This window comes from Thioclava sp. F1Mire-8 (genome assembly GCF_002213165.1).
GTDB lineage: Bacteria > Pseudomonadota > Alphaproteobacteria > Rhodobacterales > Rhodobacteraceae > Thioclava > Thioclava nitratireducens.
This window is the reverse complement of the sequence record NZ_NBNY01000001.1, coordinates 624,785-638,156: the sequence shown is the minus strand read 5'-3', so window position 1 is coordinate 638,156 and position 13,372 is coordinate 624,785. Positions and strand designations below refer to the sequence as shown.

Here is a 13,372-nt window from a genome sequence, read left to right as displayed (position 1 = left end):
CGCTTGGAATACGCCGGGCGAAGACACGCGGATTCCAAGGTGATGCGCGTGAGCTCTCGCGTTACATATCGATCCGTGCGCGGCGCGCGGTCGCCATTGCACGACGAAGCTTGCTGCCAAGCGCGACGCGACGATAGATCAGCATGTAGCAGACAAAAACCACGCCGACCCCCGCGCCGAGGGATGCGGGTGAAGTCGCGCTGATCACGGTGATGGAGCACGCGATCAGGCTCAGTGACCAGAGAACGACCGAGGTGATCGGATTGCGCATCTCCGGATGTCCGAGCGCTTCGGCAATTCGCTTCGCACGGCTGCGATAGACGAGGCTGTGCAGGTGCAGCCGATCCGCCGCGCCGGGATGGGTTCCGTCGCGCTTCAGCCTGCGGCGAATCGAGACGACCGTCTCGATCCACGGATAGGCGAGCGCGAGCACGGCGATCAGCGGTGAAATCTCGGGATTGCGGGCGGGCAAGACGATGCCGATCACGGCGAGTACGAACCCTGTCGCATAGGCACCGGCGTCACCGTAAAACAGCTTTCCGGCCGGAAAATTCACCACGAAGAATCCCGCGATCGAGCCGATCATCAGCAGGCAGATCGCCAAGATCGGCCCGTCATTGGTTTGCTCGGCGATAACCGCGAAAGCAGAAAAGACGATGATCGCGCTGCCGGAGGCGAGCCCGTTCACCCCGTCGATGATGTTGAGCGAATTGGCGATCCCGCCGATAGCGATGGCGCTGAGTGCGATCCCGAACGCCGGGTAGCGCAGCAGGTAATCGAGCCCGGGGATATCCGCGCGTTCAATGTGGTAGCCGGACACGAGGCAAAAAATCAGCCCCGCACATACGGTGGCGAGCAGGCGCCACTTGGCGGAGACTTTCTTGGTGATGTCCTCGATCGCCCCGGAGCCGAAAGCAGGGCTCGCGCAGAGGCAGATCGTCCACCACAGCGCCTGTGTCTGCGCATCCAGTGTCAGACCTGCAACCAACGCACCTGCCAGAAGGGCAAAGCCGCCGATCCGCGGGGTCGGGGCCGCGTGGATTTTCTGGATGCCGTGATCGCCGTCGAGAGTGAGCTTGCCATGAAAACTCTTTGTTGCAACGATGAGGGCCGCCATCAGGAACGATGCCAGGAAAGCCGTCACAACATATTCAAGGCCAATCATACACTGCCCTCTTGCATGAAAAAAATTATCGCGGCGGTAGATGTTAATATTCCGCTAACGCGTCATCGTAAAAAATATCGCTAATCGTACGGATACTCTTGCTCGACAGGGATACTTAACTTTTTTCCGGAGGGTCAACGGCTTTTGACTCGCGTTAGGCGAAAAATGTCAGAAAACTTCACTCACCTGCTCGCGACCAATGCGTTCGCGACCAATGAGTATGAGCTCCTGTCGCGCGTATGCTCACACGATCGGGGCGGAGTTCACGCGTTCCAGCGGGTGGGGGCTCGCCGTCAGGTTGAGTGATTTGAGACAGAATCGCGCCTCGACGCGATTGGACGGTTGAAAACGGCGACAGCTTGTCTATTCAGAGGCGCTAGACAAAACCCGGTCCCGACCGCATGGCCGGAACGGATCAGAAGCTTGGATTAAGAGGCTCAGGAGGGCACGATGGGGGCAGTGACGAGGATTTTTGTGGCGCTCTGCGCGTCGCTCTTTTTGGCCTCCTGCGACACGTCGACCACCAATTTCCCGGTAAATACCCGTAACGTCAGTTCCGTCGAGGATCCGGCAGCGGGCGATGTCGCGATTGTGCGGCTGAGCCTCGCCAACGTCTCCACATTCGGCGCGCCCTCCGATCTGAGCGGCGGGCGCACGACCCTGCCTTCGAATGGCTACTGGAACTATCGCATCGGGCCGGGCGATCTGCTCGATATCGTCGTCTACGAACATCCCGAACTGACCTCGCCCGCAGGCTCGACCCGGACGCCCGCCGAGGGCGGTCTTCGCGTCAATTCGGATGGAACTTTCTACTATCCCTACGTCGGCAACGTGCGCGCCGCGGGCCGGACGCCCGAACAGGTGCGTGCCGATCTCTCGCGTAAGCTGAAGGAGTTCATCCCCTCGCCGCAGGTTTCGGTGCGCGTGGTGGGCTACAACTCGCAGACCGTGTCGGTCACCGGCGAGGTCGGCAAGCCTGCGCGGATCCCGCTGACCTCCAAATCGCTCACGCTGCTCGATGCGATCAACGAGGCGGGTGGTCTGAACGATGCCGCCGATGCGCGTCGGGTTCTTGTGCGCCGCGGCGGGCGCAGCTACGCGGTGGACTTGCAGGCCTTCCTCAATCAGGGGATCGCCTCCAACAACCCGGTACTGCGCAATGGCGATGTCGTCTCGGTGCAGCGCGCGACGAAGCTGGAAGCCTATCTGCTGGGGCAGTTGGTGAAGCCCGGTCCGATCGACCTGACCAAGGACGACGTGAGCCTCACCGAAGCCGTCACCGCTGTCGGCGGATTGAACGCCAATCAGGCCGATGCGCGCGGCGTCTTCGTGTTCCGTGACACGCCGAGCGGCGTGGTGGTGTTCCAGCTTGATACGTCGAGCGCAGCGGCCTTTGTCGTAGGCACGAAATTCTTCCTGCACCCGCAGGACGTCGTCTATGTCACGACCGCGCCGGTCGCGAAATGGAACCGTGTGGTCTCCAACATCCTGCCGACGCTGAGCACCGCTCGCGCGGCCTCCGCACTGGCGAACTGAGCGATGGCGAAAGTCGGATCCATCCTCGTCGTCTGCGTCGGAAATATCTGTCGCTCGCCTGTGGGCGAACGGCTTCTCGCTGCGGCACTGCCTGAGTGCAAGGTCACCTCTGCCGGAATCGGCGCGGTGGTCGGCGCGGGCGCGGACGAGACCATGAGCGAGGTCGCCGCGGAAAACGGACTGAGCCTCGACGGCCATGTCGCGCGCCAGTTCACCGCCGAGATCGGGGCCGAGCACGAGCTGATCCTCGTGATGGAGGCTGGCCACAAGCGCGAGATAACGCGCCGCGCGCCGCAACTGGGCGGGCGGGTGATGCTGTTCGATCAATGGATGGGCAGCAAGGGGATCGCCGACCCGTACCGCGAGCCGATCGAGGCTCATCGCAAGGCATTTACCGAGATTTCCGCCGCGAGCGAGGCATGGGTCTCGCGCCTCGCGCCGAAACGGTGAGCGGCGTAACTGGCGGCGCGCGTGGGTTTGGATAAGCATTTGAGAAATTGAGCGGGACAGATGAAGCAAATTTCCGAGATAACCCAGAGACATGCTGCGCAGCCCGAGGTCGAGGATGACGAAATCGACCTGATGGCGCTTGCCGGCGCGCTTTTGGGGGGCTGGAAATGGATCGCGCTGGCCTTTGCCCTGGCTGTGATCCTCGGCGCTTTCGTCGCGCTGCGCAAACCGGTGGTCTACGAGGCGAACGGCCTGTTGCAGCTCGAGCAGTCGCAAAACGGTCTGTCGGCGCTTCCGGAGTCGATGCAGACGCTTCTCGGCAGCGATGTTGGCGGCAAATCGCAGGCCGAGACCCAGATCGCGATCATGTCGTCGCGGCTGGTGCTGGGCGATGCGGCGAACAAGCTCGACCTGCAGAACTTCGTCATTCCGCGCCGGCTGCCGCTTATCGGCATGCTTCCCGCGAACCTGCACTTGCCCGATCCGGGCCTGTTCACCCAATACCAGTGGAACGCAGAGACGGTTCAGATCGGTAAGCTGAAAGTGCCCGCTCAATGGCAGGGAGAGCCGATGACGCTGACCGTGACCGGCGCGGACAGCTATCGCGTCACGCTGCTCGACGGCACCGAAGTCAGCGGTACGGTCGGCCACGAAGTTACCGCGCGCGATGGCGATTTCGCGCTTGCGCTATCCGAGATGGATGCCCCGGTCGGCCGCGAGTTCTACATCGGGCGCCGCTCTCTCAACGCGACGATTCAGGCGATGCGCGAAAACTTTTCGGTCTCCGAAAGCCCGCGCGGTTCGAACATCCTGCATACCGCGTATCAGGACACCGACCGCCAGCGCGCGGAAAAGATCCTCAACGCGATCGCGGCGTCTTTCGTGGACCAGAATATCGAGCGCAATTCGGCCTCCGCCGAGAACAGCCTCGAATTCATCCAGAAGCAATTGCCCGAGGCGCGCAAGAACGTGTCCGAGGCGGAGCAGGCGCTCAATGCCTATCGCCAGAAGCAGAAATCGGTCGACGTGAAATACGAGACCCAGGCCCTGTTGGAGCGCGTCACGAAGATCGAGGGGGAACTGTCCGCGCTCGATCTGAAAGAGGCCGAGCTGAAGAACCAGTACACGGTCAACCACCCCGCCTATCAGGCGCTGCTGCAAAACCGCAAGGAACTGCAAGCGCAGCTGGAACAGGCGAAGAAGGCGACCCAAGGGCTGCCGGAGACGCAGAAGGACATCTTCAATCTGCAGCGTAACCTCGAAGTGGCGCAGCAGGTCTACACCCAGCTTCTCAACCGATCGCAGGAATTGCAGGTCGTGCGCGCCTCGACTGTCGGTTCGGTGCGCGTGATCGACAAAGCCTATGCGAGCATCATCCCGGTCGCGCCGCGCAAATCTCGGATCGTCGCGCTGGCGGGGATACTGGGTCTCATCATCGGCGCAGCCTACGTTCTGATCCGTCGCGCGCTGCGTCACGGAATCAAGGGCGCCGAAGAGATCGAAGCGCTCGGTCTGCCAGTCTTCGCAACCGTTCCCTTCGCCAAGGAGGCGTCCGATCTACGTCACCGCAAGGGCGACCTGCCGATCTTCGCGCTTGAACATTCAGACGCCGTGACGACCGAAGCGCTGCGATCCCTGCGCACTTCGCTGCATTTCGGGCTACTGGATGCGCAGACCAACTCGATCCAGGTCACCTCGGCCGCGCCGGGGGTGGGCAAGACCTTCCTTTCGATCAACCTCGCCGTAGTCGCGGCGCAAGCGGGGCAGCGAGTTTGTCTGATCGATGCAGATATGCGCAAAGGCTATCTCGCGCGGTTCCTGCATCTGCCGAAGACGGTGGAGGGCCTTTCGGATTATCTCGGCCACGAGAAGGCGCTGGAAGAGGTAATGCGCGACGGGCCGGTCGAGGGGCTGAAGGTGATCACCTCGGGCCGCTACCCTCCGAACCCGTCGGAACTGCTGATGCGGGCCGAGTTCGGGACCATGCTTCGCCAGCTCGACAGCGAGTTCGATCTCATCATCGTCGATGCGCCGCCCGCGCTTGCGGTCACCGATCCGGTGGTGATCGGGCGCTCCGTAGGCGCGAGCATCGTGATCGCGCGCCATCTTGAGACGATGCAGGGCGCGGTGCGTGCCGTGCAGGCGAGCTTCGAGGCGGCGGGCACGTCGATCACGGGCGCGGTCCTCAACGGCTTCAAGGCCGAGGCGGCCGAGCGTTATGGCGGTCATTACCAATATCACTATAACTACCGCTACAGCTACAAATCCGACGATTGAGCAGGGCCATCCCGGTCCGTGACCGGGGCGGGAGGCGCGACTGCTGCGAAAACTGCTGGGCCGGGCGAAAATCTCGAAGCTCGGGATCACCACGCCCGAACCGCGACCAGGCCGCCATGGCATCCCCGGGAGCGGGTGCCGCATTTGTTGAAACCGATCGCCACGCGCGGGAGGGAAGGCGGTTGCGCGGAAGCGGCGCGATCAGGCATGGCCACGTCGGGAGCAATGGAGCGGCCAAAACGTGGCCTCTCCTGTCCCATCTTGCGCGGATTGTTTCGATCGCGCTTTGCGCCCGCTGAGAGGCCCCTTACATCCGCAGGCGGAAGTAGCTCATCTCGATATTGCTCTCCATGCCGGTATCGCAATGACCGAAGCGCGAGTTGGAGGTGCCGTCGATCTTGCCGCCAGAGACGATCGCGACTCCTTCGATCCCGTCTGCCTGCGCCGAGAAGCTTACATCCTTCATCGCGAGGATCTGACCGCCGTAGAAGGAAATTTTTGCCGCCGAAGAGACACCGCCCATCGTGATCAGCTTCGCGCCGCCATCGGGTGCGCAATTGTCGTCGCGCCCGATCCTCAGCCCCTGCGGCGCCGAGAAGCTGCGATCATCGGTCGAGGTGTTTGCGAAGATCGCATTTTCCAGCGCGACGCCATTGCCGAATTTCACCGGGCAGTTCGCGATAACCGCGACCTCGGAGATCACGCTCGGGTCGGTCGTCACGGACCCGTCGACCTTGTTCGGGACCGAGATCGTCACGCTCGAATTGCAGTCGAGTATGTACAGATTGCCGGGCGCGAAATCGGTGGTGTCGAGCTTCGTCCCGTTGAGGAAGGTCGGCGTCCGGTTCGTGATATAGGAGGGCAAATAGCCAGTGCCGTCGCGCATGGATTCGATGATCTTCGGAATGCGGTCGAGCACGCGCAGCTTGTAGAAGGAGGTGCGCAGCGCCTCTTGCAAGCCGTCGTTCTGCTTGAAGCCGGATGCGGGGATGTCGAGCTTGCTGGTGTCGGGCATCGACACGATCGCGCCGCTCTCGAACATGTTGTTCTGGTTGAGCGACACGTATTGCGCCGCGTAGAGGCAGAAGCCCGACGCGAAGCTGTTGCCCGATTGCAGGTCGATGACACCTTTCGCGGCCAAGCCTTCGGTGAGGCAGGCGGGCTGGTATGCTTCGGCGACGGCGCCGGTATTGATCTGCCACCCGTCCTGACCGATCACCTTACCGAAGAAGGTGGGCGCTGCGTTCGCGCGGTCGGTGGTGCGATGCGCCATCACGCGCACCGCGGGGCTGAGATCGAGGTCGGGGGCGTAATCCGTAAGGAAGCGATTGTTGGTCGCGTCGTAATAGCCGAAGGTCACATCGTCTTTGGTGATGACCGAAGTCGCATCGTCGGAGCCGAGGTTGGAGTGGGCCAGCTCGGCCGCGCGGGTCCTCGCCTCGTCTTTGGTGATCAGGGGGTCGGAAGCAAGATACATCGCACCGAGCGCGGCAGCATCCGTCGCATCCTGCATCTGCACCCGCTCGCGATAGCCGTTGGAGACGTCGAGCGCGAGGCTGCCGACGGCGAGGAACAGGATCGTCCAGAACAGCGAGAGCTGAGTGATCATGCCATCTTCTTCAGCGGTGAAATCGGTAATCGTTACGCGGCTCATCTCAGGACTCCATGTAGCGGTAGTCGCGGACCGTGAGGTCCATGTTCAGAACTCTGGTGAAGAGGCCCGTCGCGACGAGTTCGGACATCGGGATTGTCACGCGGGTCTCGATGATCCCGTCGGTGACGCTCGTGTCGAGCGTGTAGGTGTTTTGGTCATAGGGAAGGAGCGCGCGCAGCCGCGCCATGGTGTCTTCGTCATTCTCGAACCGCCCGACCGAATAGGCGCGATCGACGTCTTGCACGATGCCGAGGATGCGGGACTGGGCGTTGAAAATGAGGGAAACGTCGACGGTTACCGCCAGCATTCCGACGAAAAGTGGCAACCAGAGCAGCGCCTCGATCGTCGTGGCGCCGTCTTCGGCCGACAGAAAACTCATTAATCGCTTCAAGGAGGGATACCCCGTGGCTGAAAACGTCCTTTTACATGTTCCTTAGGGAGAAAAAGGGAGTTGTCGCGGCGTAAATGTGGCGAAAAGTGGTTACGATCAATAAATTAAGGTTTAACAGCAAGATTCTACGAGCGTGTGGCCCGGGAGCGGTCTTTGTCGCGTGGCATTGCGCCGCCCAGCCGGCGCGCCTAGAACCGGGCCATATCACAGCCCGCCTCGGAGCCCACCCATGACGCCAGCCGCGCGCTATGCCGCCGCCATCGATATTCTCGACCGCATCCAGTCGGGCGAGGTGGCCGAGCGCGCGCTGACCAACTGGGCGCGCAGTCACCGTTTCGCGGGTTCAAAGGATCGCGCGGCGATCCGCGATCACGTCTTCGACGTGCTGCGCTGTAAGGCAAGCGCAGCGCTTGCCGGAGGCGGGGCCGGGGGACGCGCGCTCGTCGCCGGGTCGCTGCGCCTGCAAGGCGTCGATCCCGCGACGATCTTCACCGGGGAGGGCTTTGCGCCTGACCCCTTGTCCGAAGCCGAGCGCGCCGCGCTGCCCCATGCCTTGCCCGACGATATTGCCCAGCTGGACTGGCCCGATTGGCTGCGTGATCAGCTCGCTTCCGATCTTGGTGCGGATTTCGGCGCCATCTCCGAGGCGATGCGCGCCCGCGCACCGGTTTTCCTCCGCGTCAATCTTGCCAAGACGGACCGCGACCGTGCGATCGCGGCGCTCGCGAAGGACGGGATCGAAGCCACGCCGCACCCGCTGGCCGCGACCGCGCTGGAACTCGGCGCGGGGGCGCGGCGCATTCAGCAGGCCGCGGCTTACAAGGACGGTCTGGTGGAGTTGCAGGACGTGGCCTCGCAAGCGGCGATCGCGTCGGTGCCGCTCGGGCCCGGGGAGCGTGTGCTCGATTATTGCGCGGGCGGTGGCGGCAAGTCGCTGGCGCTGGCGGCAGCCTGTCCGGAGGCGCTGATCGCAGCGCATGACATCGATGCGGGCCGGATGCGCGATTTGCCCGCGCGCGCGAAACGGGCCGGGGCGAAGGTGTCCCTGCGCGCGCCGGGGGATCCGGGGACGGGCTACGATCTGGTTCTGGTCGACGCGCCATGCTCGGGCTCGGGAACGTGGCGACGCACGCCGGATGCGAAATGGCGTCTGAGCGCCGCGCGGCTGTCGGAACTCGTCGCCTTGCAGAGCGAAATCCTCGACGCCGCGCGCGACTTTGTCGCCCCCGGCGGCCGCCTCGTCTACATGACCTGCTCGCTGCTTACGGTCGAGAATGGCGCGCAAATCGCCAATTTCGCCATGCGCCACGGCTGCGAGGTGCTGTCGCAGCGCCAGATCACGCCGCTCTCGGGTGGCGACGGGTTTTTCGTGGCCCATCTCCAGCTTTGAGTTTCCCGAACTGGCGCTCGCCTTCTCACGGTCGCGTGATTGACTCGCGCGTTCGCTGAAAGTCTAGTCTCGTTAATTGGGTTTTAAGTTTTTTGCCGCGCTATGGGACGAAGACGTCAGGCAGGGAGGAGAGTGTGGGGCGGAACGAATTGATGCTGCAGCCACTCTCGAAGACGATGGCCGCGCTGGCGCCAGGTGCGGTTTATCTGCTGCTTGCTGCAGGGATCGCGGCTGCGGTTGCCTTCGTGATGCCCGACGAGGTTGTGACCTGGGCCATGTTTTCCGTCGCCGGCACGCTCGTGATCACGGCGGGCTGGTTGCGGCTCGCCTTGGCGCAGGAGCGAAGGCGACGGGCGCGGCAGCAGGAAACGATCGCGAATTTCGTCGCCCATGACGCCGCGCCCAGCTTCACCACGGACCCGGAGGGCGAGATCGGCTATCAAAACCGCGCCGCGCTGGACCGGTTCGGCTCTCGCGGCGGGCAGGGGCTGGCGCGAACCCTTGCGGAACTTTTCGCCGATCCGGGCGCGGTGCTGCGTCGATTGCAGAGCAAGGCGGAGGCGAAGGGGGCCGCGCGCGAGGATCTGGTGACCCGGCGCGGCCATCTGCGTCTCTCGGTGCACCGCATCGGCTCTGGCGATTTTCTGTGGCGCCTCGAAGACATGGCCGAGAGGGCGATTGGCGGGCGCGGTGCGGAAACGATCAGCCTGCCGATGCTCACCGTCTCCAAGGGCGGCACGATTCTGTTCATGAACGAAGCGCTGAGGCGGCTCGTCGGAGAGCGGGTGCGGTCTCTCGACCGCATCTTCACCGATCTTCCGCTGCGCTCGGGCGAGGAGCATGAGATCAAGGGGCAGGATGGCCCGGTCACGGCAGTCGTGGCGCAGCTTCAAGGCGCAGGAGGACGATCCGAGGTCTATCTGCTCCCGATCCCCGGACCGCGCTCGGCAGAGGAGGGCGCGAATTTCGAGGCGCTGCCCGTCGCGTTGCTGCGTCTTTCCGCGCATGGCCGGGTGCGCGCGGCCAATCGCGCGGCGCGCGGCCTGTTGGGCCGGATCGAGCCGCAGTCCCGTCTGTCGGACTTGCTCGAAGGGCTCGGCCGTCCGGTCTCGGATTGGGTGAACGATGCCCTCGCCGGTCGTGCCGATGGCCGCCCCGAAGTGCTGCGCGCCCGACGCGGCGACAAGGAGGTCTTCCTGCAGGTCACCCTGTCGCGGATCGTGGAAAACGGACGCGCGGGGCTGCTGGCGGTGCTGTCCGACGCGACGCAGCTCAAGACGCTCGAGGCGCAATTCGTGCAAAGCCAGAAGATGCAGGCGATCGGCCAGCTCGCGGGCGGGGTCGCGCATGATTTCAACAACTTGCTCACGGCGATCTCGGGGCATTGCGACTTGCTGATGCTGCGCCATGACAAGGGAGATGGCGATTACGCCGATCTTGACCAGATCAGTCAGAACGCCAATCGCGCCGCGGCGCTCGTCGGCCAGCTACTCGCCTTCTCCCGAAAGCAGACGCTGAAACCCGAAACCCTCGATCTGCGCGACACGCTGTCAGACCTGACCCATCTGCTCAACCGGTTGGTCGGCGAGAAGGTCGCGCTGAGCGTCAGGCACGAATGTGATGCCGGACGGGTGCGTGCGGATAAGCGGCAGCTCGAACAGGTCATCATGAATCTCGTGGTGAATGCGCGCGACGCGATGCCCGGCGGCGGCGAAATCCGGATCGAGACCGAAGCGTTCCATCTGGCCGAGAACCGCCCGCGCGACCGCGTCACGGTGCCCAAGGGCGATTATGTTGCGATCAAGGTCACCGATACCGGCTCCGGGATCCCCGCCGACAAGCTCGGCAAGATTTTCGAACCTTTCTTCACCACGAAACGCACGGGCGAGGGGACCGGGCTCGGCCTCTCCACCGCCTATGGCATCGTGAAGCAGACCGGGGGCTACATTTTCTGCGATTCCGTCATTGGCACGGGGACGAGCTTCACGATCCTGCTGCCCGCCTATGACTTGGCGGAGGAGGCCGAGGTGTCGCAATCGGCCGAACCCGCGCCCGAGCTCGAGCCTGCGACAAAGGCGCCGGTGCCGCCACGCGCCGCAGCATCGACCATCGCGCCCAAGGTGGAGATCGCACAAACCTCCGTCCCTGACAGCCACGTCATCGCCGGTGACGCGACCGTACTTCTCGTCGAGGATGAACCGCCGGTTCGCGCCTTCGCCTCGCGCGCGCTCCAGCTGCGCGGCTACACCGTGCTCGAGGCTGAGAGCGCCGAAGAGGCGTTGGAATTGCTGGAAGACTCGGAGCTGAAGGTGGATATCTTCGTCACCGATGTGATCATGCCCGGTCTCGACGGGCCAAGCTGGGTGAGGCAGGCGCTCGAGGCGCGGCCGGGCACGCGCACGGTCTTCATGTCGGGCTATGCCGAGGAGGTGTTCCAGAACGGCAGCTCGCCGGTGCCCGACTCGGTCTTCCTGCCGAAACCTTTCTCGCTTGGCGAATTGACCGCGACTGTGCAGGACCTCCTCTTACGCTAAGGCGCGGGTGACCCGATCGTAGAGCGCGAGATCTTCCTGCATCGCGGTTCGCAGCGCCTCCTCGGTCTCGGGGGCGAGCCCAGTCTCGACTGCAGGCGGCACGTTCACCCGCGGCAGAGTTATTGCGAAACCGAGCCGATCCTCGAGGAAATGCACGAAATCCTCGATCCGCTCATAGGGAAAAATCCGGTCGACCAGCGTGTTGCCATCGTCGTCGCACAGGAACGCCGACTGACTGGGCACGTCGCTGAACCCGGCGCGCGGATCGTCGATATAATCGCGCGCGAACTGGTCGAAGGAATAGCCGGCGGAGATGTCGCTCTCCTCGATCAAGTCGCGCAGCCGAAAGCGATAGAGCGAACGCAGCCAGTCGAGCGGCTCGCGCATCAGCGCGACCGTGGTAAAGCTCGCATCGGTTTTCGCGGCAAGAAGCGGCTCGAGATGGTCCCGGAAATTGCGGGCGGAGGCGTGTTTGAGAACCGCCGGACGAGTCAGCGCGACATCGGCGAGGGACTCCAGAGCGGTTTCGACCGCCGAGGAGCCCGCTTTCGGCGTGGCCAGAAAGACGAGTTTTTGTGTCCAGAAAATCAGCATCTTGGCGGGTCTAGCTCCTAACTCCGCCGGTGATAATCATTCGGTTCGCGTCGGTAAACCGTTTCTTAAGGGTAAATGCGGTTCAGTAGGGCTATCAGAATTTTATTGTAATGTTCATGTTTCGTGCGCATAGTGCGAGCAGAACATGAGGTGAACATCCGCGCGAGGGCGTCGCATTGCCGACCGGCCGTCGCTGTGAAATAAGGAAGCGGACAAATGGCAGTAGCGAAGCTTTTCGACATGGATAAATCTCCCAAGGCAGACAAGCAGAAGGCGCTCGACTCGGCGCTGGCGCAGATCGAGCGGCAGTTCGGCAAAGGCTCGATCATGAAGCTCGGCGGCGAGACGCCCGCTCGGGAAATCGAAGCGACGTCGACCGGCTCGCTCGGTCTGGATATCGCGCTCGGGATCGGCGGTCTTCCGAAAGGCCGGATCGTCGAAATCTACGGGCCTGAAAGCTCGGGCAAGACGACGCTGACGCTCCACGCGATCGCGGAAGAGCAGAAGAAGGGCGGCGTCTGCGCTTTCGTCGACGCCGAACACGCGCTCGACCCGCATTATGCACGCAAGCTCGGAGTCGATCTCGACGAGCTGCTGATCTCGCAGCCCGACACGGGCGAACAGGCGCTGGAAATCGTCGATACGCTGGTACGCTCCGGCGCGGTCAGCCTCGTGGTGGTCGACTCGGTCGCGGCGCTCACGCCGAAGGCCGAGATCGAAGGCGATATGGGCGACCACACCGTGGGCGCGCAGGCCCGCCTGATGAGCCAGGCGATGCGTAAGCTGACCGCGTCGATCGGGCGCTCGAATTGCATGGTGATCTTCATCAACCAGATCCGGATGAAGATCGGCGTGATGTTCGGCTCGCCGGAAACGACCTCGGGCGGCAACGCGCTGAAATTCTACGCCTCCGTGCGCCTCGACATCCGCCGCATCGGCTCGATCAAGGATCGCGACGAGGTGGTGGGCAACCAGACCCGCGTGAAAGTGGTCAAGAACAAGGTCGCCCCGCCGTTCAAGCAGGTCGAGTTCGACATCATGTATGGCGAGGGTATCTCGAAGATGGGCGAACTGGTCGATCTGGGCGTCAAGGCGGGGGTCGTCGACAAGGCCGGCGCCTGGTATTCCTACGGGGACGAGCGGATCGGACAGGGCCGTGAAAACGCGAAAACCTTCCTGCGCGAACATCCCGATGTCGCCTACGAGATCGAGGATAAAATCCGCGCCAGCCACGGGCTCGAATTCGACAATCTGTCCGAAGACGACGCGCTGACCGAAGACTGATCTTCACCGCGAATTCTTGCATAGGCCGGGAGCGCAAACTCCCGGCCTTTTGCGATTGCTGGACAGGGGGAAGGGCGGGCGTTAAACGGGAGCGAAC

General features: G+C 63.2%; 10 protein-coding genes. 6 read left to right on the top strand and 4 right to left on the bottom strand.

The genetic code is table 11. From position 1 onward, the window contains the following. Window positions 1–61: 61 nt before the first annotated feature. The gene (locus B6V75_RS02925) at window positions 62–1,165 is read right to left on the bottom strand and encodes a glycosyltransferase (RefSeq protein ID WP_088718664.1); all 1,104 of its coding nucleotides are present in this window, start codon (window positions 1,163–1,165) and stop codon (window positions 62–64) included. Between the two features lie 450 nt (window positions 1,166–1,615). Between B6V75_RS02925 and B6V75_RS02920 the strand changes: the two genes are divergently transcribed. From B6V75_RS02920 to B6V75_RS02910, 3 genes are read left to right on the top strand one after another with little or no spacing between them, the layout of a single operon-like run. Continuing rightward, complete coding sequence (locus tag B6V75_RS02920; RefSeq protein ID WP_088718663.1) at window positions 1,616–2,701, top strand: polysaccharide biosynthesis/export family protein; 1,086 nt, start codon at window positions 1,616–1,618, stop codon at window positions 2,699–2,701. 3 nt (window positions 2,702–2,704) lie between these two features. Then, complete coding sequence (locus B6V75_RS02915) at window positions 2,705–3,151, top strand: low molecular weight protein-tyrosine-phosphatase (protein ID WP_075776501.1); 447 nt, start codon at window positions 2,705–2,707, stop codon at window positions 3,149–3,151. Between the two features lie 60 nt (window positions 3,152–3,211). Next, window positions 3,212–5,428 carry a polysaccharide biosynthesis tyrosine autokinase gene (locus B6V75_RS02910; RefSeq protein ID WP_088718662.1) on the top strand — a complete coding sequence of 739 codons (2,217 nt, stop codon included), beginning with the start codon at window positions 3,212–3,214 and terminating at the stop codon, window positions 5,426–5,428. 307 nt (window positions 5,429–5,735) lie between these two features. On the opposite strand, the gene B6V75_RS02905 is transcribed toward B6V75_RS02910, so the two are convergent. Then, window positions 5,736–7,082 carry a pilus assembly protein TadG-related protein gene (locus tag B6V75_RS02905; protein ID WP_088718661.1) on the bottom strand — a complete coding sequence of 449 codons (1,347 nt, stop codon included), beginning with the start codon at window positions 7,080–7,082 and terminating at the stop codon, window positions 5,736–5,738. A 1-nt stretch (window position 7,083) separates the two neighbouring features. Beyond that, complete coding sequence (locus tag B6V75_RS02900) at window positions 7,084–7,461, bottom strand: TadE family protein (protein ID WP_075776499.1); 378 nt, start codon at window positions 7,459–7,461, stop codon at window positions 7,084–7,086. 241 nt (window positions 7,462–7,702) lie between these two features. Here B6V75_RS02900 and B6V75_RS02895 point away from each other — a divergent pair, with 241 nt between their 5' ends. Next, entirely contained in the window at window positions 7,703–8,863 is a 1,161-nt protein-coding gene (locus tag B6V75_RS02895) for an RsmB/NOP family class I SAM-dependent RNA methyltransferase (RefSeq protein ID WP_088718660.1), read from the top strand. Window positions 8,864–9,015: 152 nt separating this feature from the next. Then, entirely contained in the window at window positions 9,016–11,397 is a 2,382-nt protein-coding gene (locus B6V75_RS02890; RefSeq protein WP_088718659.1) for an ATP-binding protein, read from the top strand. Here the strand turns inward: B6V75_RS02890 and B6V75_RS02885 are convergent. Then, a complete protein-coding gene (locus B6V75_RS02885) occupies window positions 11,389–11,991 on the bottom strand; it encodes a hypothetical protein (RefSeq protein WP_088718658.1) in 603 nt (200 codons plus the stop codon). The genes B6V75_RS02890 and B6V75_RS02885 overlap by 9 nt on opposite strands. A gap of 216 nt (window positions 11,992–12,207) precedes the next feature. On the opposite strand from B6V75_RS02885, the gene recA reads away from it, so the two are divergent. Then, window positions 12,208–13,275, top strand: coding sequence for a recombinase RecA (recA, locus tag B6V75_RS02880; RefSeq protein ID WP_075776496.1), 1,068 nt, complete (start codon window positions 12,208–12,210; stop codon window positions 13,273–13,275). Window positions 13,276–13,372 lie beyond the last annotated feature (97 nt).

Bases quoted from the DNA above. Each gene is read 5' to 3' on its own strand.
- B6V75_RS02900 (WP_075776499.1), bottom strand. From the start codon at position 7,461: ATGAGTTTTCTGTCGGCCGAAGACGGCGCCACGACGATCGAGGCGCTG.
- B6V75_RS02915 (WP_075776501.1), top strand. From the start codon at position 2,705: ATGGCGAAAGTCGGATCCATCCTCGTCGTCTGCGTCGGAAATATCTGT.
- recA (WP_075776496.1), top strand. From the start codon at position 12,208: ATGGCAGTAGCGAAGCTTTTCGACATGGATAAATCTCCCAAGGCAGAC.
- B6V75_RS02905 (WP_088718661.1), bottom strand. From the start codon at position 7,082: ATGAGCCGCGTAACGATTACCGATTTCACCGCTGAAGAAGATGGCATG.
- B6V75_RS02920 (WP_088718663.1), top strand. From the start codon at position 1,616: ATGGGGGCAGTGACGAGGATTTTTGTGGCGCTCTGCGCGTCGCTCTTT.
- B6V75_RS02890 (WP_088718659.1), top strand. From the start codon at position 9,016: ATGCTGCAGCCACTCTCGAAGACGATGGCCGCGCTGGCGCCAGGTGCG.
- B6V75_RS02895 (WP_088718660.1), top strand. From the start codon at position 7,703: ATGACGCCAGCCGCGCGCTATGCCGCCGCCATCGATATTCTCGACCGC.
- B6V75_RS02885 (WP_088718658.1), bottom strand. From the start codon at position 11,991: ATGCTGATTTTCTGGACACAAAAACTCGTCTTTCTGGCCACGCCGAAA.
- B6V75_RS02910 (WP_088718662.1), top strand. From the start codon at position 3,212: ATGAAGCAAATTTCCGAGATAACCCAGAGACATGCTGCGCAGCCCGAG.
- B6V75_RS02925 (WP_088718664.1), bottom strand. From the start codon at position 1,165: ATGATTGGCCTTGAATATGTTGTGACGGCTTTCCTGGCATCGTTCCTG.